We start from the raw sequence: 22536 nt of genomic DNA on the forward strand, positions 1-22536 counted from the left end.
GGCTCGCTTCGCTCGCACCTCAGGGAGCAGGGGCCGCGTGCGCGCACCTCAGGGAGCGGGGGCCGCGTGCGCGCACCTCAGGGAGCAGAGCGGCGTGCGCGCACCTCAGGGAGCAGGGGCCGCGCTCGCATTTCGAAGAGCAGGGGCCGCGGGCGCGCACGTCAGTAGGGGCCGCGGGCGCGGCTCAGTGAGCGCGGGTCGTGCGCTCGTTCCCCGATTGACTACTTCGCCGCCGGCCAGGGGGCGATGGGATTGCCCTGCCAGCGGGTGTGCGCGGGCACGACGTCTCCGCGCATGACCAGCGAAGCTGGTCCGACGGTTGCCGATTCGCCCAGCCCCGACGCCGGGAGGGCGACGCAGTGCGGGCCGAGCGTCGCGCCGGCGTCGAGGGTGACGCGGTCGATGGCCATCACACGGTCGTGGAAGAGATGGGTCTGGACGACGCAACCGCGCTGGACGGTCGCGCCGTCGCCGAGGCTGACCAGATCGGCCTCGGGTAGCCAGTAGGTCTCACACCAGACGCCTCGTCCGATCCGGGCGCCGAGCAGGCGCAGCCACAGATTGAGGATCGGTGTCCCGGTGGCGGCGTTGGCGAACCACGGCGCGGCCACGGTCTCGACGAAGGCGTCGGACAGTTCGTTGCGCCAGACGAAAGAGCTCCACAGCGGGTGCTCGCTGACGGTGATGCGGCCGACGACAAGCCATTTCGCGGCGGCTGCGATGCCGCAGGCGACGGCGCCGACCCCGAGCAGCAGCAGTCCGCTGACCAGCGCGGCGACGCCGTAATGCACGTGGACGGCCACAGACTGCAGCGCGATCAGCATGCCGACGCCGAGTCCGAACGACACCATCACCGGGATGAGGCGCAGGGTCTCGATGACCGAACGCGCGATTTTGAGCTTCGTCGGCGGATCGAAGGTGCGCGAGGTGTCGGTCTCGGTGGCGGTGCGGCGCAGGCGGACCGGGGGACTGCCCAGCCAGCTCGACCCCGACTTGGCCCGATTCGGGGTCGCCGACAGCACGGCCACCAGGCCGTTCTTGGGCACTTTCCGGCCCGGGCCGGTCATCCCCGAGTTGCCGAGGAACGAGCGCTTGCCGATCTTCGCCTCGTCGATGTGCAACCAGCCGCCGCCGAGCTCGTATGACGCGACCATCGTGTCGTCGGCCAGGAAGGCGCCGTCGCCGATGGTGGTGAACCGCGGCAGCACCAGTGCGGTCGAGATCTCGGTGCCCTTTCCGACCTTGGCGCCCAGTACGCGGAACCAGATCGGCGTCAGCAGGCTCGCGTAGAGCGGGAAGAGGTAGGTGCGCGCGGCGTCGAGGAGGCGTTCGGTCAACCAGACCTGCCAGCCGACCCGCGACCGCACCGGGTGGTAGCCGGTGCTCAGGCCCAGCGATGCCAGTCGCACCAGCACGGCGGTGATCGCGGCGAAGACGACCAAGCTGGTGAGGGTCGCCGCCGGCAGGAGGATCACGGCGCGGATCGCGACGTCGCGCAACCGATCTGCCGACAGCGCCCACAGGCCGAGGACGGCGAGGCCCGCGGCCAGCGAGACCAGGGGGATCGCGGCCAGCACCAGCGACGACAGCCCGTAGACCGGTACCCAGGCCCGCGCGCGCGGCGGCCGGTGGTCGGGCCACGGGTGCGCGGCCTTGCCGACTTTGATCGCGGGTGAGCCGGCCCAGTGCTGGCGCGCCTTCACCCGGCCGAACACCGCCGAACCTGGTGCGACGACGGCGTCGCGTCCGACGACCGCGCCCGGCATGAGTGTCGACCGCGCACCGATGGACGCCCCGCGCTTGATCGCGATCTCCCCGATGTGCACGACGTCGCCGTCGATCCACCAGCCGGCGAGGTCGACCTCCGGTTCCACCGACGCGCCCTCGCCGACCGTCAGCAGTCCGGTGACCGGAGGAATCGTGTGCAGGTCGACGTCGCGGCCGATCCGGGCCCCGAGCGCCCGGGCGAGGTAGATCATCCACGGCGCACCGGACAGGTTTGCCGCGCCGCTCGCGTCGAGGAGTCGTTCGGCCACCCACAGACGCACGTGCACGCTGCCGCCGCGCGGGTACTCACCCGGCGCGACGCCCGAGAGGAGCAGCCGGGAACCCAACGCGGCCATGCACATCCGGCCGGGCGGGGTGATGAAGATCAAGAAGGCGACGAGCAGGACCCACCAGTTCACCTCGACCAGCCACGGGACCGAACGATCCAACCGTTCGGCCACGACGACACCCAGGTTGTTCAGCACTCCGAGCCAGGTCACCCACTGCAGACCGGTCAGGGTCGTCAGCGGAACGGTCAGCGCGAGTTGGGCGAGACCCGTCGCTCGTGGCGTGGGTGCCACATCGCGTTCGACGATGCTGGTCGCCGGGCGGCGCGCGTCGAGCATCTCCGCCATCGACCCCAGTCGGGGATGGTCGTAGAGATCGGCGACGGAGATGTCGGGGTGGCGTCCGCGGATCGCGGTCACCAGTTGCGCGGCCGCGAGTGAACCACCGCCTTCGGCGAAGAAGTCCACGTCGGGATGGGTGATCCGGATGCCGAGCACATCGGTCCACAACTGGGCCAGCCACAGCTCGGTCTCGCTGAGTTCGACGTCGTCATCCACTGGTCTGCTGCTGCCCGGCAGGGGCCAGAGCAGCGCATCACGATCAACCTTTCCCGAAGTGCGCGTGGGCAGTTCGTCGACGAGAGCGAGGGTCGGGACCATCGCGGCGGGCAGGTGGCGGGTGAGTTCGGCGTGCGCTGCCGAGACGTCGAAGTCGGGGTCGGCGGAGACGAGATAACCGACGAGCAGGCTGTTGCCCGCCGCGGACCTGCGCACCGCGGCAGCAGCTCCGCTCACGCCGGGCAGATTCTGCAGGGCGTTGTCGATCTCACCGAGTTCGATGCGCCGACCGCCGACCTTCACCTGGTCGTCGGCGCGACCCATGAAGGCCAGCCCTGCGGGATCGAGGCGCACGAGATCGCCACTGCGGTAGGCGCGTTCCCATCCCAGCGTGGGCATCGGCGCATACTTCTCGGCGTCCTTGACCGGGTCGAGATAGCGGGCCAGCCCGACCCCGCCGATGACCAGCTCGCCGACCTCGCCCTCGGCGACGGGGTTGCCGTCCGCGTCGACGACCGCGAGATCCCAACCGCGCAAGGGCAATCCGATGCGCACTGGACCGGGTCCGCCGAGAAGGGCGGCACATGCGACGACCGTCGCCTCGGTGGGGCCGTAGGTGTTCCAGACCTCGCGACCGGGCACCGCCAGGCGGTCGGCGAGTTCGGGTGGGCAGGCCTCGCCGCCGAAGATCAACAGGCGCACCGCTTCCAGGGCCTCCGGCGGCCACAGAGAGGCCAAGGTCGGCACGGTCGAGACGACGGTGATGTCGCGGGCCACCAGCCACGGGCCCAGGTCCATGCCGCTGCGCACCAGCGAACGGGGTGCCGGGACGAGGCAGGCGCCGTTGCGCCAGGCGAGCCACATCTCCTCGCACGAGGCGTCGAAGGCCACCGAGAGGCCGGCCAGGACACGGTCACCGGGCCCGATCGGTTCGTCGGGCAGGAACATGTGCGCCTCGGCGTCGACGAATGCCGCCGCGTTACGGTGGGTGACCGCCACGCCCTTCGGTGTCCCCGTGGAGCCCGAGGTGAAGATGATCCACGCGTCGTCGTCGGGGGTCGGCCGTGCCGGTGCCGTGGCGGTCCCGGTGGCGGGTTTCGTCGGGCGAGGGCCGTCGGCGTCGACGATGGCATCCACCCCGGCCTCGCCGAAGACGAGTTCGGCACGCTCCTCGGGGTCGTCGGCGTCGACCGGGACATAGGCGGCGCCGGCGTAGAGGGTGGCGAGGATCGCGACATAGAGATCACGCGAGCCGGAGGGCATCCGGATGCCGACGCGGCTGCCGTGGCCGACGCCGACCTCGGCGAAACGCGCGACGGTGCGTCGGATCAGGGCCAGCAGCTGGCCGTAGGTGAGGGTGACGTCGCCGTCGTCTATCGCGGGAGCGTCGGGGTGCGCCCGGGCGGTCGCGGTGAGGACCTCGCAGAGGGTGCGCGGATCGTCTGCCTGCGCGGACAGCAGGAACTGCGGGGGTATCTGCTCCTGCGTCACGGCCACCGTCTTGTCACGAGTTCGAGAATATAGCGGACCCCGGTGGCCGGCAGGGGGCGGCTTGGTGAATGTTTTGCTCGGCGTTTACCGGTTATACGGGGGGTGCCGGGGTGTAGCTTCGGCTGAGACCAGGAGGAATCCCATGCCCATCGTTCACCACCGGCGGCCGAGCCTCCTGTCGTATCCCATCTGGTTCGGCTCGCGCGTGTTCCTGAAGCCACTGCTCACGCTGTGGCCGATCAACAAGGCGGGCATGGCCGGACTGTTCCTCATCGATCGCGTCGTCGCCGTGGGACCCAAGCCCCGCGGTGTGGTGCGCGAGCAGCTGACACTCGCCGGGCGATCCACCGAACTGGCCATCCCGGCCGGCCCCTCGCGCCGCGACAGCGACACGGCGATGCTGTACCTCCACGGTGGGGCCTTCGTGGTGTGCGGTCTGGGTACACACCGTTCCATCGCCGCGCGACTGGCCAAGGCCTGCGAGGTCCCGGTCTTCTCGCTCGAGTACCGGCAGCTCCCGCAGGCTGGCGTGGGCGCGTCGGTGGCCGACGCCGTCGACGCCTATGCCGAGCTCATCAACGAACGCCACTACCGGCGGGTCATCGTCGCCGGCGACTCCGCGGGCGGATTCCTGGCCGCGAAGGTCGTCGAGGCCGCCGTCGAACGCGGACTCCCCGCTCCGGCCGCACTCATCGGCTTCTCCCCGCTGCTCGACGTCGACCTGGGTACCAACCCGGACCGGTCCAGCCGCTCCGACGCCTACCTGCCGAAGTCGAAGATGGCCAAGCTGGCGCCCCAGTTCGATCGCGGTCCCGTACCGCTGACCGGGGTACGCCGCATCGCCGACCTCGACCCGGTCGAGTTCCCGCCGACGGTCATGGTCACCGCCGAGGGGGAGATGCTCGAACCGGACGTCATCGGCCTTATCGAGACCCTCGACGAGGCCGGCATCGAGGCCCTCGCCCACAGCTACGCTTGGCAGGTACACGCGTTCCCGGTGCTGACCTCGCACCATCCGGAGACCATTCACGCGATCCAGGTGACCGCGGCATTTGCGAAGCAGGCGATACGAGAGGGCAAGAGCGCTGACGACCGAGAGGACCAACGGGCCGGCTGACGGAGCAGGCGCCGGACCCGGCAAGGGTGCGCCGCCGCCCGCCGCACCATCTGCCGCCCCGCCCGGCGCGGTCGACGCGCGCTTCACCCTCGCCGCCGAGCGCACGCTGCTCGCATGGGTGCGCACCGCCCTCGGGTTCATGGCCGCCGGGATGGCGATCGTCTACCTGGCCCCGGACATCGACAACCCGGTCCTCGAACTGGTGCTGGGGCTCGTCCTCGTCGCCCTGGGCTGCTCCCTCGCGGTGATCGGTGCGTGGCGCTGGCGTCGCACACTGCGCGTGCTCCAACGCGGTGGGCAGATGCCGGGCCCGGCCCAGGTCCTGTTCGTCGTCACTGCGATAGTGGTGGTGGCCATCCTGATCGCGGTCGTCGTCGTGATCCAGGCGTGATCGAGTCCAGAACTGATCGCCAGCAACCGTTCTATCCAGGAGTTCCCGTGAGTACCGGCCCCGACTTCTCCCGCGGCGCGCAGACACTGTCGACGACGATGACCAGCATCGGTGCGGCCATCCTCATCGTCTGCATCGGCTGGCTTACCGTCGGCTGGTGGCAGGACGGCCGCTGGTTCTGGGTGGCCGTCGGTATCGCCGTCATCGTGGTCAACATCGTGCTGATCGCCATGCAGATCCGCCGCCGCCTGAGCGAGCGCGTCAACGATCCGAAGAAGCCCCGCCGCCCGCTGATCGACACCTTCGACGATCTCGAAGACGAGCAGTAGCCCAGCTCCCTGAGGTGCGCGGGGGCGCCACCACTGCTCCCTAGGTGCGAGCGAAGCGAGCCACGAAGGGCCGGCGACGTCATCTCGCCAGGCCTTCGTGGCTCGTCGCTTGCGCTCCTCACACCTCAGGCAGCGGTGGTCGGGTCGCTGCTCTCGATCGGGCAGCGGTGGTCGGGTCGCTGCTCTCAGTCGGGGAGCGGTGGTTGGGTCGCTGCACTCGATCGGGCAGCGGTGGTCGGGTCGCCGCGCGACTACGCCGTGAGTGGGTCGTCCTCGTCCCCGTCGTCGGCGAACTGGGTGCGGTAGAGCTCGGCGTAGCGACCGTTGCGCGCGAGGAGCGTCGGATGATCACCGCGTTCGACGACGCGACCCGCTTCGAGCACCACGATCTGGTCGGCGGCGCGGATCGTCGACAGGCGGTGCGCGATGACGATCGAGGTGCGGCCCTCGAGGGCCTCACCCAATGCTTCCTGAACCGCGGCCTCCGAGGTCGAATCCAGATGTGCGGTCGCTTCGTCGAGGATCACCACCGACGGCTGTGCGAGCAGCAGACGCGCGATGGTCATCCGTTGCCGCTCACCGCCGGAGAGACGGTAGCCGCGTTCGCCGACGATCGTGTCGAGTCCGTCGGGTAACGACTTCACCAGTTCCTCGAGGCGTGCTCGACGCAGCGCGTCCCAGATCTCCTCGTCGGAGGTGTCGGGCCGTGCGAGAACGAGATTGGCGCGGATGGTGTCGTGGAAGAGGTGTCCGTCCTGCGTGACCAGTCCGACGGTGCGATGCACGGACGCGATCTGCAGGTCCCGGATGTCGACGCCGGCGAGCTGGACCGAGCCCTCGTCCACGTCGTACAACCTCGTGGCGAGACTGGCGATGGTCGACTTGCCGGCACCCGAACTGCCGACGAGGGCCACCATGCTGCCCGCCGGGACATCGAGATCCACATGGTGCAGAACCGTCTGCCCGGCCCGATTGTCCAGCTGGGCAACCTCTTCCAGGGATGCGAGCGAGACCTTGTCGGCCGACGGGTAGGCGAAGGAGACGTCGTCGAAGCGCACCGACACCGGTACCGGCCGGCCGCTCTCGGTGCCGGGGACCGGGCGGGCATCGGGGGCGTCGACGATCAGCGGGGTCAGGTCGAGGACCTCGAAGACGCGCTCGAAACTGACCAGCGCGCTCATGATCTCGACCCGGGCGTTCGCCAGGGCGGTGAGCGGTGCGTACATCCGGGTCAGCAACAGCGCGAGGGACACGACCGCGCCCGCCGACAGATGTTCGTGCACCGCAAGCCATCCGCCGAGACCGTAGACCAGTGCGAGCGCGAGCGCCGACACCAGGGTCAGGGCGGTGAAGAAGTAGGCCTGCAACATGGCTCGCCGGACACCGATGTCGCGCACACGATCTGCGCGGTCGGCGAACTCGCGGGATTCCAGGTCGGGCCGTCCGAACAGCTTCACCAGGGTGGCGCCGGGTGCGGAGAACCGTTCGGTCATCTGCGTCGACATGCGGGCGTTGTGCTCGGCCGCCTCCCGCGACAGGGCGGCCATCCGGCCTCCCATCCGACGCGCCGGGATCACGAACACCGGGAGCAGTACCAGAGCGAGAATCGTGATCTGCCAACTGATGTAGATCATCACGCCGAGCGTCAGGGTGAGCGTCACGAAGTTCGACACCACACCGGACAGGGTGTCGCTGAAGGCGCGCTGCGCACCGATCACGTCGTTGTTGAGCCGGCTCACCAGCGCTCCGGTCCGGGTCCGGGTGAAGAAGGCGACGGGCATGCGCTGGACATGGTCGAAGACCGCGCGCCGGAGATCGAGGATGAGACCCTCACCGATGTTCGACGACAACCAGCGGACACCGATGCCGGCCGCGGCCTCGGCCACCGCGATCAGTGCGATCGCCACCGCCAGCCCGACGATCATCGACTCGGCGCCGTTGTCGGTGATGAGGTTCACGACGCGCCCGGCGAGGAGCGGGGTCACCACGGTCAGGACCGCGGTGAAGACCGACAGCACCAGGAACAGTACGATCCGCCGTCGGTGCGGGCTCGCGAACCCGCCGATGCGCCGCAGCGTCGCGCGTCGATCTCCCCGTAACCGCTTACCGTCCGGCGAGGTCGACGACTTGTACATCATGTCCCAGGCGACCGACTCCATACTCATGTCGCCCAGGGTAGAACTTAAAGTTCACTTGAGGTCCAATCGTGCGGCGGGATGCCCGGATCGGACGGGACGACCGGCACTCTCATCGATGCTCTAGGTTGGTAACTGAGGTCACAGCGGCGATCACGATCAGCGGATCGACCGGGGAAAGGTCGGCACGGCCGACGGTTAGGGGCGAGGCTCATGGCAGAACTCAAGCTCGGTTTCAAGGCGTCGGCGGAGCAGTTCGATCCGCGCGAGCTGGTGGAGATCGCGGTCGCAGCCGAAGAGCACGGGCTGGACTCCGTCGCGGTGAGCGACCACTTCCAGCCGTGGCGGCACAACGGCGGCCACGCTCCCTTCTCGCTCGCGTGGATGGCGGCCGTCGGTGAGCGCACCAAGCGCGTCCAGATCGGCACGTCGGTCATGACCCCGACCTTCCGCTACAACCCGGCCGTCATCGCCCAGGCCTTCGCGTCCATGGGCTGCATGTACCCGGGCCGGATCATGCTCGGTGTCGGTACCGGCGAGGCCCTCAACGAGTACGCCACCGGATTCCAGGGCGAGTGGCCCGAGTTCAAGGAGCGCTTCGCCCGCCTGCGCGAGTCGATCAAGCTCATGCGCGAACTGTGGACCGGCGAAGAGGTCAACTTCGACGGCGAGTACTACCACACGCAGGGCGCCTACATGTATGACGTTCCGGAACAACCGATCCCGGTGTATGTCGCCGCCGGCGGTCCGGTCGTCGCCCGCTACGCCGGACGCTCCGGCGACGGCTTCATCTGTACTTCGGGCAAGGGGGCCGAGCTCTACACCGAGAAGCTGTTGCCTGCGGTGAAGGAAGGTGCGGAGAAGGCCGAACGCGACTTCGACGCCATCGACAAGATGATCGAGATCAAGATCTCCTACGATCCGGATCCCGAACTGGCGCTGGAGAACACGCGCTTCTGGGCGCCGCTGTCGCTGACCCCCGAGCAGAAGCACAGCGTCAACAGCTCCACCGAGATGGAACGCCTCGCCGACGAACTGCCCATCGAGCAGGTCGCCAAGCGCTGGATCGTGGCCTCTGACCCCGACGAGGCTGTCGAAAAGGTCAAGTTCTACACCGACGCCGGACTCAACCACCTCGTCTTCCACGCCCCGGGTCACGATCAGCGTCGCTTCCTGGAGAACTTCCAGCGCGACCTGGAACCGCGCCTGCGCAAGCTCGGCTAGTTCCCCTGCCCTTGGCGGGGGCGTCGTCGTGTTCGCGCTGGGGTGTTTCCTTCGCGCGGGCAGGACTACCTCCCGCGGGTGCCAGCCAATAAGCGCGAGGGAATTGGGCCCGCGGCAGGGGGAACGTCACGCGCGAACGGCTGAGCGCGTCCCCGCCGGCTGAGCTTGTCGAAGCCTACGAGATCGGTTGCAGCACCGCGGCGTCGAGGAGTTCGAGCACGCGCCGCACCGGCGGGAGGTCGTGTGCGCTCTGGCGTACACGCACCCGGATCGCACGGGTCGGAGTGGGGTCGACGATGGGGATCGCCACCACCCCCGGGGGCAGGTCGGTCAGGGCGAGCTGCGGTACCACCGTGAGGCCGACCCCGGCGGCGACGAAGCGGATCGCCGTCGGGTAATCCTGTGTCTCGATGCTGAAGTCGGGGACGAAGCCGACGGACGTGCACGCGCTGAGGAGTGCTTGACGGCACGGGCCGCGCGCGACGTCGTTGTCGACCCAGGGCACCTGGGACAGCTCCCGCAGGGTCACCGACTCGTACGCCGCCCACGCCGAATCGGCCGGTACCACAGCGTGATACGGGTCGGACGTCAGCGGGCGGCTGACGAACCCGGCGGGGTCGGGAACGGGGCGCTCGGTGTCCTCGACGTAGATCTCCACATCGGGCGAGGCCGTGGCCGCCGAGACGAGCTCGATGAGCCGCAGATCGAGTCGCAGGCCGGGGAACTCGCGCGAGATCGTGGCCACGATCGGCGGGATCCAGGCGGCGCCCGCGGAGGCGAAGTAGTTCATGCGCATCTGCCCGAGCCGCCCATCGCGCAGTTCTGAGATCAGCCCGTCCACCCGGGAGAGTTCCTCGAACACCCCTTCGGATTCGGCGGCGAGGATGGTGCCGGCCTCGGTGGGGACGATCCCACGGCCGTCACGCTCCACCAGGGTCAGTCCGGTCTCGCGCTGAAGGGTGGCGATGTGCTGGCTCACCGCGGATGGCGTGTAACCCAGGGCATTCGCCGCTCCGCCGATGGAACGCTCGCCGATGACCGAGCGCAGAACACGGAGGCGGTGGATGTCGACCATGGAATTGACGATACAGCCGGACTTAACAAAGTGGTAGAAACTTTCACTTGTCCTGAAGTGCTTCATGGCGGACGCTGATTGACATGACCTCGCGCCCCTCGTCCCCCTCTCTACTCGGCGTCTCGCTCCCGGCGTTGGCCGCCCTCATCACCGTCGTGCTGTGGGCGTCGGCGTTCGTGGGCATCCGGGCGCTGGGTGACTCCTTCTCGCCGGGGGCGATGGCGTTCCTGCGATTACTCGCGGCGGTCGTCCCGCTCACGGTCATCGTGCTGGTGGTGCGGTTGCGGCGACGCAGCGCCGCCGACGGCCGTCCGCTGGTCCCCGTGTTCCCGCGTGGACGCGCGTTGATGCTGGTCATCGCATATGGCGTCGCCTGGTTCGCCGGTTACACCATCCTGCTGAACTGGGCGGAACAGCATCTCGACGCCGGTACCGCGGCGCTGCTGGTGAACCTGGCGCCGATCCTCGTCGCCGTCGCTGCCGGTCTGTTCTTCGGCGAGGGGTTCCCGAGGCATCTGGTGATCGGCATGACCATCGCGTTCGCCGGCGTCGTGCTGATCGCCACGGGCGGATCCGCCACCGCCGACGCACATGCCGACTGGCTCGGCGTGCTCCTCGGGATCGCGGCTGCGGTGCTCTACGCCTCGGGCGTGCTCATCCAGAAGTCCGCGCTCCGTTCCGTCGACGCGCTGACCGCAACCTGGCTCGGTGCGCTCGCGGGTCTCGTCGCAACGCTCCCGTTCGCGCCGGCAGCAGTCTCCGAACTCGCCCACGCCGATGCCTCCGCGATCGTCGCGGTGATCTACCTCGGCGTCGGGCCCACCGCCATCGCCTTCTCCACCTGGGCATATGCGCTCGCCCGTACCGATGCCGGTGCCATGGCCGCGACGACCCTCGTGGTCCCGGCGATCGTCATCCTGATGTCCTGGGCGCTTCTCGACGAACTGCCGACCGGCGTCGGGATCATCGGCGGCGTGCTCTGCATCGGCGGGGTGGCGATCGCCCGTCAGTTGCTGCCGCGAACCCGCCGGAGCGGACGTGTCGCCGCCCCTCGCTCTCACCCGGCGAACGACAAGGCGCTTGGTGCGGACCTCGAGACGGAACCCTGGGGCGCCGGCAGAAGCGCGAGTTCCACGTAGCGCCACCGATGCAAAGTGGCGATTCTTCTTCGACAACGGCGACCAGGACGGCCACACCCCATCCCGATTCGATAAGTTCTCCGCATGGATCGTGACCGCATGGTGGATGTCGGAGTGGGACTCGTCTCCCGCTTCGGCGCCAAGACGTTGAGTCTGACGTCCGTGGCGCGTCACGCAGGTGTCGCCCGGGCGACCGCCTACCGCATGTTCGGTGGACGGAATGCGCTGGTTGCGGCGATCGTCGACCGTGAGGTCTCCCTGCTGCGGGTGAAGCTGCGAGAGTGGTCGGCCTCGGCGCCCGACGCCGCGGGCAAGGTCCGCGCACAGGTCGTGAACGTGCTGCCCTACATCCGCGAACACGAGGCGCTGCAGTACGTGCTGCGCAAGGAGCCCGAGGAGATCGTGCGCGCGCTGGTCGCGACGAGCGACTCGTCGGGTCCCACCCTCATCCACCAGATCGTCGACCAGACGCTGCCCGATCTCGATCCGACGATCCGGGACCAGCTCGTCCCGGACCCGCGCGGGGCCGCGGAGTTCCTGGTGCGGACGATCTACTCGCTGATGCTCATCCCGGACAGTTCGCTCACCGACGAGCAGATCGCCGATCTCGTCGTACGGGCGGTAGTCAAGAACGAGGAGTGATCGCACGATGACCGGGAACCAGGAGTCCACCGCGGACGAGACCGCGATCCCGGTCGTCGAGATGCGCCGGCCGCGCTGGGGCGACCCGACCCGCGTCACCGAGCTCCCCGCCGCCGCGGCCGCGTTGGCCGGCGACGCCACCGAGGATCGGGGTGTCGCGCCCGAGGCGGTCACCCCGCCCGCACCCACCGTGCCGTCGGCGGTGCGCGCCGACCTCGAGAACCTCGTCGGCGCCGAACACGTCGTCGGCTCCGACGCCGCGCGCATCCAGCACACCCGGGGCTATTCGACGCCCGACCTGTTGCGGCTGCGCGCCGGCGATGCCTCCGATGCCCCGGACGTGGTGATCTATCCCGGCGATAACGACGAGGTCGTGCGAATCCTGCAGATCTGCGCCGAGGCGAAGGTCACGGTCGTGCCGTTCACCGGCGGGACCTCGGTCGTGGGCGGTCTCGCCCCCGAGCGCGCCGGGTTCGCCGGTGTCGTCAGCCTCGATCTCCGCCGTCTCGATCGTCTTGTCGAGATCGACGAGATCTCCCGCATCGCCACCCTCCAGGCCGGCCTTCGGGGGAGTGCCGCCGAAGCGCTTCTGCGCGAGCAGGGCTGGACGCTCGGCCACTTCCCGCAGTCCTACGAGGGTGCCGGGATCGGCGGCTACGCGGCGACCCGGTCGGCGGGCCAGTCGTCGGCGGGCTACGGGCGCTTCGACGAGATGGTCGAAGGACTCGTGCTCGCCACCCCGCGCGGCACCATCGAGGTCGGAACGGCACCCCGGTCCGCGGCCGGGCCCGACCTCCGTCAGCTGATCCTCGGCTCCGAGGGCGCCTTCGGCGTCATCACCAGCGTCCGCCTACGTGTTCATCCCGCCCCGACGACCCGACTCTTCGACGGCTGGCGGTTCGACTCCTTCGCCGACGGTGCGACCGCGCTCCGTCGACTCGCGCAGGACGGCCCGCTGCCCACCGTGATCCGCCTGTCCGACGAGGTCGAGACCGCGATCAACCTCGCCGATCCCGCACAGCTCGGCGGTGAGTCGACGGGGTGCCTCGTCGTCACCGGTTATGAGGGGGAGGAGCGCGAGGTGTCCCGTCGGCGTGACGCCGCGTCGGAGGTCCTCGTCGACGCCGGTGGAACGTCACTCGGGACCGAACCCGGAGAATCCTGGCGCACAGGACGTTTCGCCGGACCCTACCTGCGTGACCCGCTACTCGACGCCGGTGTGCTGGTGGAGACGCTGGAGACGGTCACCTACTGGTCGAAGCTGCACGAGCTGCGGGCCTCGGTCACCGCGGCGATCACCGACACCCTGACCGCGTCGGGCACACCGCCGCTGGTCATGTGCCACATCAGCCACGTCTACTCCTCTGGCGCCTCCCTGTACTTCACCGTGGTCGCACCGTTCGGCACCGACCCGCTCGCCGAGTGGGCGGCGGCGAAAACCGCGGCGAACGACGCGATCCGGGCCGCCGGCGCGAGCATCACCCACCATCACGCCATCGGCCGCGACCATCGCGACGCCTACCACGACGAGATCGGCGCACTGGCGCTCGACGCCCTGCGTGCAGTGAAGGCGACCGTCGATCCCGACGGTATCTGCAATCCCGGCATCCTGATCTGAATCCCGAGGCGCCACTATGCTGGGGCGCATGGCCACCGACGCTGCCGTTACCGACCCCGCCGCTGGAGATCGAACCGCCGGGGAGGGAGGTGGTGCAGACGAGTCGACGACCAGCATCTACCTCGCGTCGGCCGAAGGGGAGACCGGGAAATCGGTCGTGGCGCTGGGCCTGTTGGCGCTGCTCGCGGCGACCGGCGGACGGGTCGGCGTCTTCCGCCCGATCATCCGTGCCGACGGCGACAGGCGGGACCCGCTGCTCGACCTCCTGATCGACTACGACTCGGTGGACGTGCCCTACGAGGACTGCCTGGGCGTGACCTACGAGCAGGTCCACGAGGATCCCGACGCCGCCATCGGCGAGATCGTCGCCCGATTCCATGCGCTGGCAACGCACTGCGACCGCGTCGTGATCGTCGGTTCGGACTACACCGACGTCGGCACCCCGTCGGAGCTGAGCTTCAACGCGCGCATCGCCGCCAATCTATCGGCCCCGATGGTGATCGCGCTGAAGGCCAACGACCGGTCTCCCGACGAGATCGCCGATCTCGCCGCGGGGCTGGTGTCCGAGGTCGGCGCCGCCCACGCCACCCCGATCGCGATCGTGGCGAACCGGTGCGACCCGGACCGACTCGACGAGATCCGGACGACGTTGCGCCGCATCGGAGTACCGAGTCTGTGCCTCCCCGAGGAGCCGATCCTGTTCGCTCCCACCATGGCCGAACTCAAGGAGGCGCTCGGCGCCACCATGTACAGCGGCGACGAGGAGTTGCTCGACCACGAGGCGTTGCGGGTGATGGTGGGCGGCATGACCGTCGAACACATCCTGGAACGCCTCACCGACGGCACGGTCGTGATCACCCCCGCCGACCGCTCCGACGTCCTCCTCGCGCTCGTGAATGCCAATACGGCGCACGGCTTCCCGCGACTGTCGGGCATCATCCTCAACGGCGGGCTCAAACCGCACCCGATGATCGAGGCGTTGGTGAGCGGACTCAAACCGACGCTGCCGATCATCAGCTGCCCACACGGCACCTACGACACCGCACGAACCGCGGCCCACACCCGTGGCCGGCTCAACGCGGGTTCAGCGCGCAAGATCGAGGCGGCACTGTCGCTGATGGAGACCTACGTCGATCCCGAGGTCGTCATGCGCAACCTCAATGTCGACGTCCCGTCGGTCGTCACCCCGCAGATGTTCGAGTACCGCCTCATCTCCCGGGCACGTGCGCAGCGCAAACACATCGTGCTCCCCGAGGGCGGCGACGATCGCATCCTGCGGGCGGCGAGCAGACTCCTCCGCCGCGGCGTCGCCGATCTGACACTGCTCGGCGACCCGGATGCCGTGCAGGCGAGGGCGATCGAACTCGGCCTCGACCTCGCAGAGGCCACCGTCATCGACCCGGCCACCTCGGAGTATCTGGACGAGTTCGCCCGGATCTACACCGATCTGCGCAAGCACAAGGGCATGGATCTCGAACGCGCACAAGAGAAGATGCTCGACGTCTCCTACTTCGGCACCATGATGGTGCACACCGGGCGCGCCGACGGGATGGTGTCGGGTGCGGCCCACACGACCGCCCACACCATCCGGCCGGCCTTCGAGATCATCAAGACCAAGCCGGGGGTCTCCACGGTGTCGAGTGTGTTCTTCATGTGCCTGGCCGACACAGTTCTCGCCTATGGTGACTGCGCGATCGTGCCCGACCCCACCGACGAACAACTCGCCGACATCGCCATCTCGTCGGCCGAGACGTCGGCGGCCTTCGGCATCGAGCCGCGGGTGGCGATGCTGTCGTACTCCACCGGCGCCTCCGGATCGGGCGCTGACGTCGAGAAGGTCAAGACCGCAACCGAACTCGTCCGGGAGCGCGCACCCGAGCTCCTCGTCGAGGGGCCCATCCAGTACGACGCGGCGGTCGAACCGTCGGTCGCGGCGACCAAGATGCCCGACTCCCAGGTCGCTGGCCGGGCAACCGTGCTGATCTTCCCCGATCTCAACACCGGCAACAACACCTACAAGGCCGTGCAGCGCAGCGCCGGTGCCGTCGCGATCGGGCCGGTCCTGCAGGGCCTCAACAAGCCGATCAACGACCTGAGCCGGGGCGCACTGGTGTCCGACATTGTCAACACGGTGGCCATCACCGCGATCCAGGCGCAGCAGGTCGATACCGACACCACCGCCGGAGACGTCCGTTGAGCGCCGACACCGCCGGGGCGGTCCTCGTCTTCAACGCCGGCTCCTCGTCGCTGAAATATCAACTTGTACAGCCTGATACCGGAGTGGTGATCGCGGACGGGATCGCCGAACGCATCGGCGACGCCGGGTCGTCGATGACGCACGAGCAGAACGGGGAGACGGTCACCGAGTCGGTGCCGCTGCCCGACCATCTCACGGCGGTCCGGCGAGCCGAACAGTTCTTCGCCGACAACGGCACCGACCTCGTACACGCCGGACTCGCGGCGGTCGGGCACCGGGTCGTGCACGGAGGCAGGTCCTTCTACGAGCCGACCCTCGTCGACGACTGGGTGATCTCGGAGATCAAGCGGATCTCCACCCTCGCGCCGCTGCACAATCCGGCCAACCTGGTGGGTATCGAGGCGGCCCGGACCCTGCTCCCCGATGTGCCTTCGGTCGCGGTGTTCGACACTGCCTTCTTCCACGGCTTGCCGTCGGCGGCCGCGACGTACGCCATCGACCGCGTGGTGGCGACCGAACATGCCATCCGACGGTACGGATTCCACGGCACCAGCCACGAATACGTGTCGGGCCGCGTTGCCGAATTCCTCGGGAAGGACCCCGCCGACCTCGACCAGATCGTGCTGCATCTCGGCAACGGCGCGTCGGCGTCGGCAATCTCGGGCGGACAACCCGTCGACACCAGTATGGGCATGACCCCGTTGGAGGGGCTGGTGATGGGAACCCGTAGCGGCGACATCGATCCCGGCCTGGTGCTGCACCTCCACCGCGTGGCCAAGCTGTCCGTCGACGAGATCGACACGCTGCTGAACCAGAAGTCGGGTCTGCGAGGTCTGTGCGGCGAGAACGACTTCCGTTCCATCACCGAACTGGTCGATGCCGGAGACGAGGACGCCCGCCGCGCCTACGACGTCTACATCCACCGGCTGCGGCACTACCTCGGCGCGTACACCTTCGCGCTCGACAAACTCGACGCGATCACCTTCACCGCGGGCGTCGGCGAGAACTCCGCCCGTGTCCGGGCCGACGCACTCGAGGGGTTGGAGCGTTTCGGGATCGTCCTCGACCCCGCCCGCAACACCGCCGCCGACCGGGCGGCGCGCCGGATCTCCGCAGACGACAGCGCCGTCGACGTGCTGGTGGTCCCGACGAACGAGGAACTCGCCATCGCCCGGCAGTCGGCTGCGCTCGTGGCGGAGAGTTCGTCGGCCGAGTAGTCGGTTTCGATACGGCTCGTCGCAAGCTCCTCGCCTACTCAACCGGCGGGTGACTCCGTTGGCCGAGTAGTTGGTTTCGATACGGCTCGTCGCAAGCTCCTCGCCTATTCGACCAGCGATGACTCCGCGGCCGAGTATCGAGGTCAGAACAGCGTGTTCGGCCGGACGTAGTTCGCGAGATCGACCAGCATGAACCGGTGTTCGCGGTTGTTGCGGGTCTGACGGGCGAGCTGGCGGAGGGATCTCTCGGTGCCGGTGCGGATTCCGTACTCGGTGAAGGGGAACCCCAGGAGGGTCGAGGGTTCCTTGTCCGAATCCTCTTCCTCGGGGTTGTCGTGAATCCAGCCGAGCGCGGTACCGAGCACGATCAGCAGCATCCGCGACTTACGGGGTTCGGTGTCGGGGATCTGCTCGAGTCGTCGCGCGGCCTCGACGATCTGGTTGCGGGTGACCTGCGAGGTGGGCCGGCCGTGTACCAGGGCGATGATCGCCGTTGCCCGGGCGGTGTTGAAATGCCTACTGGTGGCGGGCACTTCGTCGAGGGGACGGATCGCGCCGTCGTAGTCCCCGGCCGCCACGGCGAGGCGTGCCAGTCCGAAGGCGGCGGTCACGATGCTGTGATCGGTGAGCCACAGATCGTGATAGTGGTGTTGCGCAACGTCGTAGAGCCGGGAGATCTTCTCGGCTGACTTCCCCGACCCGTTCTCGTCGGCGAGCCACCGCCCGATCAGTTCGGCGGTACCGGCGACGGCGAGTTTCGGAGCGACCTCGCCCGGCATCGCACCCAACACCTCGTCGAAGCGTTCGTAGGCCAGTTCGGGTTCGTCGTTCATCAGTGCGCAGATGCCCATATACCACTCCACCCGCCACGAATCACCGTGGTGCTCACGGACATCGCGGAGCAGTGCGAGGGCGGTGTCGACGTCGTCGAGCTGCAGGTGGGCACGTGCCTCGGCGAGGTCGATCTCCAGCGACGGGTGGGCGTTCTTCACCGGTCGGCCGCCGAACAGCGACGCGAACCCCTCGGCGCGTGCGGTGTTGATCGAGTCGAGCGTCTGCCGCGGGTCGGACAGGGCCGCCGACGTCAGCAGACTCGCGGCGGGGTCCAGCGGATTCACCAGGGGCAGCGGGAGTGCGGTGGCGATGTCGACCGGATCGTAGAAGGCGGCCTGGTCGGGATCGAAGAAGCCGTCGACCGGGGCGAGCATCAGATCGGTGCCGAACGTCGAGCGCTGCGGGGTGAACACGGTGGACAGCGAGGGCCGGGGGACACCGGTGTGCACGGCGACCGTCTCGCGCAGCACGTTGAGTACCTGGGTGCTCATCTCCTCCGCCGAGGCGAACCGGTCGGCCGGATCGGGGGCCGTGGCACGTTGCAGCAGAAGGTAGAACGACGGGTTGTCGCGGAAGACGGCGGTCTCGTCGGGGGTCGGGAGGCCGTCGACGTAGCGCCCGTTGCGCATCTCCATCGGCACGGTCAGCACCGCGAGGGTGCGTCCGACGCTGTAGATGTCGGTGGCGACCTGCGGTCCGGTCTTCACGATCTCCGGGGCCTGGAAACCCGGTGTGCCGTAGAGGTGTCCGTAGCCGTTGATCGGTGACACCGCCCCGAGGTCGATCAGCTTGACCTCGTCGCTGCCGACCATGATGTTCTCGGGTTTGACGTCGTTGTAGACCAGGCCCACCGAGTGGAGATACCCGACGGCCAGCAACACCTCGAGGATGTAGGCGAGACCCTGTTCGACGGACAGCAGCGACTTCTCCGGGTCACCCGAGGTGATCTGCTTGAGCGTCTGACCGCCGATGTACTCCATGACGATGTAGCCGAAACGCTCACCGTCGTCGCTGATGTGCTCGACGAAGTTGTAGATCTTGACGATGCCGGGATGGTTCACCGACGCCAAGAACTGCCGCTCGGCGACCGCGACGCGCTGGGCCTCCGAATCCGAGGAGTTCAGAAGGCCTTTCAGAACGACGGGCCGGTCACTGACGTTGCGGTCGATGGCCAGGTAGATCCATCCGAGTCCGCCGTGGGCGATGGCGCCGGCGATCTCGTACTGGTCGGCGACCAGCGTCCCCTGGGCGAGGCCCGGCACGAACGAGTACCGAGCACCGCAGTTGGCGCAGTCGCCGGTGGGCGGGCCCTCGCCTTCGCCCTCGAGTCGTCCGACGGGTTTGCCGCAGCGCCAGCAGAACCGCTTGCCCTCGGCGATCACCGGATCGTCGATGACCGCGTCCTCGGGTTCGATGTCGGTGATCTTCGGCATCTCGACCAGACCGCTGCCGAGACGGCGCTCGTGGACCGGCGGGCGCCGCCGTGGTACGAGTCGCCGGCCGAGCGGGCCCGAATCCGGTTCCGGCGTCGCGCGCGTGCGGACCACCCGGTCGGTCCGGCCGTCGAAGCGATCCGGCGGCGCGATACCGACGGTGAACGCCGGTGCGGCCGCCTGTGTCCCGACATCGGGATCGGCCACGGCGCGCGGCCTGGTGGTGTCGTCGTCAGCGGTGTCGTCGGCTCCGGCCATCAGGGAATCGAGATCCGCCTTCTGCGTGCCGACCTCGACGACCTGGTCAGTGGTGCCCTCCTCGGGGGAACGGACATCGGTCGTATGATCGTCGGTCGTGCTCTCGGCCGGGTTCTCGGCGTCGGGAGCATGGGCGTCGGTGGTGTGGGAGCCGGTGGTGTGCCGGTCGGTGTCGGTCTCGTCCTCGCCCATCAGGTCGGCGAGTGAGACGCGCTGGGTACCGACCTCCTCCGGGGTCTCGGGGGTGGGTGTCTCGTGACCCTCGGGGCCGTGAGGGTCTGCCTGGGATGGTTCGCCGGCGTAGTCCATGGGCATCAGTCCCGGTAGTACGGCTGCGGGGCGCCGAATCCACTGTCGAGGATGGTGAGCCAGCGGTCGCGGATCTGCTGCCAGCGGCCGGTCGCGCGGATGCGTTCGAGAACCCCGTTCACGAAGCGGATCATGTCGTCCTCGCCCTTCGGGATGCCCACGCCGTAGAACTCCTCACCGAGGCTCGGGCCGACCACCCGGACCCACGGGTCCTGTGCGGCGAGCCCGGCGAGGATGGCGTCGTCGCTGGTGACCGCGTCGACCTGGCCCTGCTGCATGAGCACGAGGCAGTCGGCCCAGGTGGTGGTGCTGACGATCCGCACCCGCGGCTGGATGGACTGCATCCGGCCGATCGAAGTGGTGCCGCGTGCGGCGCACACCCGCTTGTCGGCGAGCTGGGAGGGTCCGACGATGTTCGAGTTGCGGAACGACAGGATGCGTTGTGACGCCACGTAATACGGGGCCGAGAACGAGATGTCGCGGAGTCGGTCGCAGGTGATGCTCATCGTCTTGATGACGACGTCGACCGTCTTGTCGCGCAACGCGTCGATGCGCTGTGCGGAACTGAGCACCTGGAACTCGACGCGGTTCGGGTCGCCGAAGATCGCCGCCGCGATCTCGCGGGCGATGTCGACGTCGAAGCCCTGGATGTCGCCGGAGATGGGGTCGCGGAAGCTGAACAGGTTGGAACCGATGTCGAGTCCGACGATGAGCCGGCCGCGTTCGAAGATGCCGGCCATCGTCGAGTTCGGCGGCATGCGACCGGGAGTGGGCATCTCGGCGGGTGGCCGCAGGGTGAGGGTCGCGTTGCACGCCTCCGAGCTCGGCGGCGGTTCGATCGGTACGTCGGTCTGCACGCCGGGCAACACCAGCGGTCCGGCGGTCGCGGTCGGAGGCGGTGCCTCCGGGGCGGGGAACCGGACGCAGCCCGTGGCAACCAGGCCCACGAGCAGGAGGACCGCGACGATCAGCGGCCGCCGCGAGCGGGCGGGGCCGGGAAGGCGGAGTCGGGGGAGGGTCATCGGTACTCCCGTATTCGGGGGGTGAGCCCGCCGACGATCGCGACCGCGGCGACGACCGACAGCAGCAGAATGCCGGTCCCGGTGAAGCCGAGCACGCGCTGGGCGGTGTTGATGTCGTCGCGGAACGACGTCCGCGCGGTGGTGATCGCGTCGACCAGGGCGGTGTCGACGGCCGTGTACGCGCGCGCCGAACTGTTGAGCCCGTCGCCGACCGTCAGCTGGCGGGCGCGGTCGAAGTCACCGGTCTGGATGTACCGGCGGACGGCGTCGTCGGTGCGTTTCCAGTCGGCCAGCGCCGTACTCACCGCGTCGAGTTGCTGATCCGACACCGATCCGGTCTCGTCGGAGCCGCGGACGTCGTCGACGATGCCGGCGATCTTGGCGGTCGTCGCGGCGAAGGTGCGTTCCAGCCCGCCCTGATCGCCGCGGCGGATGAGCGACAGGGTCTCGGCCGATCTCGCCTGCTGGGTCAGGATGCGCGCGGCGGTCAGCTCGCGCAGCGGGTCGGCGCCGTCGGTGCGGGCGTTGCTGGTGGCGGCGACCGACATCAGTCCCGCCGCCAGCAGCCATACCGTCCCCAGAGTCAGCGCGAAGATCGCGGCGACCATCCCGAGATTGAAACGACGCCGCGTCTTACGCGCGAGATACCGGGACGTCAACACCATGGCGGTGAGCAGCAGCAACAGCGGGATGTAGACCGTCCACGGCGGCCGGGTCAGCGAATGCTGCGGGTCGGCGATCGCCATCGACCGTCGTTCGTAGAGACGTTGGGCGGCCGGCAGGATCTTGTCCTGCATGAGCGACGACGCCTGGCCCAGGAAAGCCGAACCGACCGGATTGCCCAGCCGGTTGTTGGTGCGGGCCGTCTCGATGAGACCGCTGTAGACCGGGATCGACGTCGACAGGGTGTCGAGGTCCGCCGACAGGGCCCGCTCGGTCGCGTTCTCGGTCATCCCCGGTCCGGGTTCGCTCGAGGTCCCGGTCGCGAGGATCAACGACGACGAGGCGGTCGCGAGGGCGTCGGAGTAGCGTTCCCGCAGTTCCGGCGTCTCCAGACCGCCCGAGATGAACGCGGCGTTCGCGGATGCGTCGGCGATCGACAGCGAGCTGTACAGGACCTGCGCGGCCTCGGCGAGCGGCTCGGTCCGGTCGATCAGACGCTGCAGTGTCTGGGTGCGGTCCTCGAGCACGATCGAGGCGTACCAACCGGTCGTCAGGCAGCCGAGGACGAGGATGACGCAGATGATGATCAGCTTGCCCGGGGTGGTACCCGAGTAATGACGGAGAGTCTGGAACGGTGACTGCGCACGCTCGCGTGCGGTGGCGACGAGCTCTCGACGATCGGCGAGGACCTGGCGGATCGGCGGCGACGACTGGGCGGGACGGATCGTGCGACCGCCACGGGTGAGTGCCGTCCGCACGGAGGACGCATCGCCGGTCACCTAGCTGATCCCCTTCTCGAACGCTGGATCGTCTCCGGTGCGGCCGCTCGG

Annotated in this window: 15 protein-coding genes; 9 read left to right on the forward strand and 6 right to left on the reverse strand. The window is 68.8% G+C overall.

Annotated elements, in window-relative coordinates; all coding sequences use genetic code 11:
• Positions 1-221: 221 nt before the first annotated feature.
• The gene (locus OK17_RS07395; protein ID WP_461417066.1) at positions 222-4103 is read right to left on the reverse strand and encodes a Pls/PosA family non-ribosomal peptide synthetase; all 3882 of its coding nucleotides are present in this window, start codon (positions 4101-4103) and stop codon (positions 222-224) included.
• A gap of 142 nt (positions 4104-4245) precedes the next feature.
• On the opposite strand from OK17_RS07395, the gene OK17_RS07400 reads away from it, so the two are divergent.
• The 3 genes from OK17_RS07400 to OK17_RS07410 are packed head-to-tail and all read left to right on the forward strand — an operon-like array spanning position 4246 to position 5940.
• Positions 4246-5220 carry an alpha/beta hydrolase gene (locus OK17_RS07400; RefSeq protein ID WP_461417067.1) on the forward strand — a complete coding sequence of 325 codons (975 nt, stop codon included), beginning with the start codon at positions 4246-4248 and terminating at the stop codon, positions 5218-5220.
• The gene (locus OK17_RS07405) at positions 5156-5611 is read left to right on the forward strand and encodes a YidH family protein (RefSeq protein WP_461417068.1); all 456 of its coding nucleotides are present in this window, start codon (positions 5156-5158) and stop codon (positions 5609-5611) included. The genes OK17_RS07400 and OK17_RS07405 overlap by 65 nt, the downstream gene beginning before the upstream one ends.
• A 47-nt stretch (positions 5612-5658) precedes the next feature.
• A complete protein-coding gene (locus tag OK17_RS07410) occupies positions 5659-5940 on the forward strand; it encodes a hypothetical protein (RefSeq protein WP_461417069.1) in 282 nt (93 codons plus the stop codon).
• A gap of 251 nt (positions 5941-6191) precedes the next feature.
• Here OK17_RS07410 and OK17_RS07415 read toward each other — a convergent pair whose 3' ends face one another.
• Complete coding sequence (locus OK17_RS07415; protein WP_232715606.1) at positions 6192-8105, reverse strand: ABC transporter ATP-binding protein; 1914 nt, start codon at positions 8103-8105, stop codon at positions 6192-6194.
• A gap of 183 nt (positions 8106-8288) precedes the next feature.
• On the opposite strand from OK17_RS07415, the gene fgd reads away from it, so the two are divergent.
• A complete protein-coding gene (gene fgd / locus OK17_RS07420) occupies positions 8289-9299 on the forward strand; it encodes a glucose-6-phosphate dehydrogenase (coenzyme-F420) (protein WP_006868839.1) in 1011 nt (336 codons plus the stop codon).
• 175 nt (positions 9300-9474) lie between these two features.
• Here the strand turns inward: fgd and OK17_RS07425 are convergent, their stop codons facing one another.
• A complete protein-coding gene (locus OK17_RS07425; RefSeq protein WP_232715607.1) occupies positions 9475-10374 on the reverse strand; it encodes a LysR family transcriptional regulator in 900 nt (299 codons plus the stop codon).
• 83 nt (positions 10375-10457) lie between these two features.
• On the opposite strand from OK17_RS07425, the gene OK17_RS07430 reads away from it, so the two are divergent.
• The 5 genes from OK17_RS07430 (at position 10458) to OK17_RS07450 (ending at position 17187) form a co-directional block, all read left to right on the forward strand.
• Entirely contained in the window at positions 10458-11513 is a 1056-nt protein-coding gene (locus OK17_RS07430) for a DMT family transporter (RefSeq protein WP_461417070.1), read from the forward strand.
• Positions 11514-11597: 84 nt separating this feature from the next.
• A complete protein-coding gene (locus OK17_RS07435; RefSeq protein ID WP_005194755.1) occupies positions 11598-12155 on the forward strand; it encodes a TetR/AcrR family transcriptional regulator in 558 nt (185 codons plus the stop codon).
• A 7-nt stretch (positions 12156-12162) separates the two neighbouring features.
• The gene (locus tag OK17_RS07440) at positions 12163-13773 is read left to right on the forward strand and encodes an FAD-binding oxidoreductase (protein WP_461417071.1); all 1611 of its coding nucleotides are present in this window, start codon (positions 12163-12165) and stop codon (positions 13771-13773) included.
• Positions 13774-13789: 16 nt separating this feature from the next.
• The gene (gene pta, locus OK17_RS07445) at positions 13790-15970 is read left to right on the forward strand and encodes a phosphate acetyltransferase (protein ID WP_461417072.1); all 2181 of its coding nucleotides are present in this window, start codon (positions 13790-13792) and stop codon (positions 15968-15970) included.
• Positions 15967-17187, forward strand: coding sequence for an acetate kinase (locus OK17_RS07450; RefSeq protein ID WP_461417073.1), 1221 nt, complete (start codon positions 15967-15969; stop codon positions 17185-17187). The genes pta and OK17_RS07450 overlap by 4 nt, the downstream gene beginning before the upstream one ends.
• A gap of 143 nt (positions 17188-17330) precedes the next feature.
• Here the strand turns inward: OK17_RS07450 and OK17_RS07455 are convergent, their stop codons facing one another.
• The 3 genes from OK17_RS07455 to OK17_RS07465 are packed head-to-tail and all read right to left on the reverse strand — an operon-like array spanning position 17331 to position 22485.
• Positions 17331-20027: a serine/threonine-protein kinase gene (locus OK17_RS07455; protein WP_461417074.1), complete on the reverse strand. Its 2697-nt coding sequence runs from the start codon at positions 20025-20027 to the stop codon at positions 17331-17333.
• The gene (locus OK17_RS07460) at positions 20027-21043 is read right to left on the reverse strand and encodes a glutamate ABC transporter substrate-binding protein (RefSeq protein WP_461417075.1); all 1017 of its coding nucleotides are present in this window, start codon (positions 21041-21043) and stop codon (positions 20027-20029) included. Before OK17_RS07460 ends, OK17_RS07455 begins: the two co-directional genes overlap by 1 nt.
• Positions 21040-22485: a hypothetical protein gene (locus tag OK17_RS07465; RefSeq protein ID WP_461417076.1), complete on the reverse strand. Its 1446-nt coding sequence runs from the start codon at positions 22483-22485 to the stop codon at positions 21040-21042. The genes OK17_RS07460 and OK17_RS07465 overlap by 4 nt, the downstream gene beginning before the upstream one ends.
• Positions 22486-22536 lie beyond the last annotated feature (51 nt).

The sequence above is a fragment of the Gordonia sp. GN26 genome, from assembly GCF_054823965.1.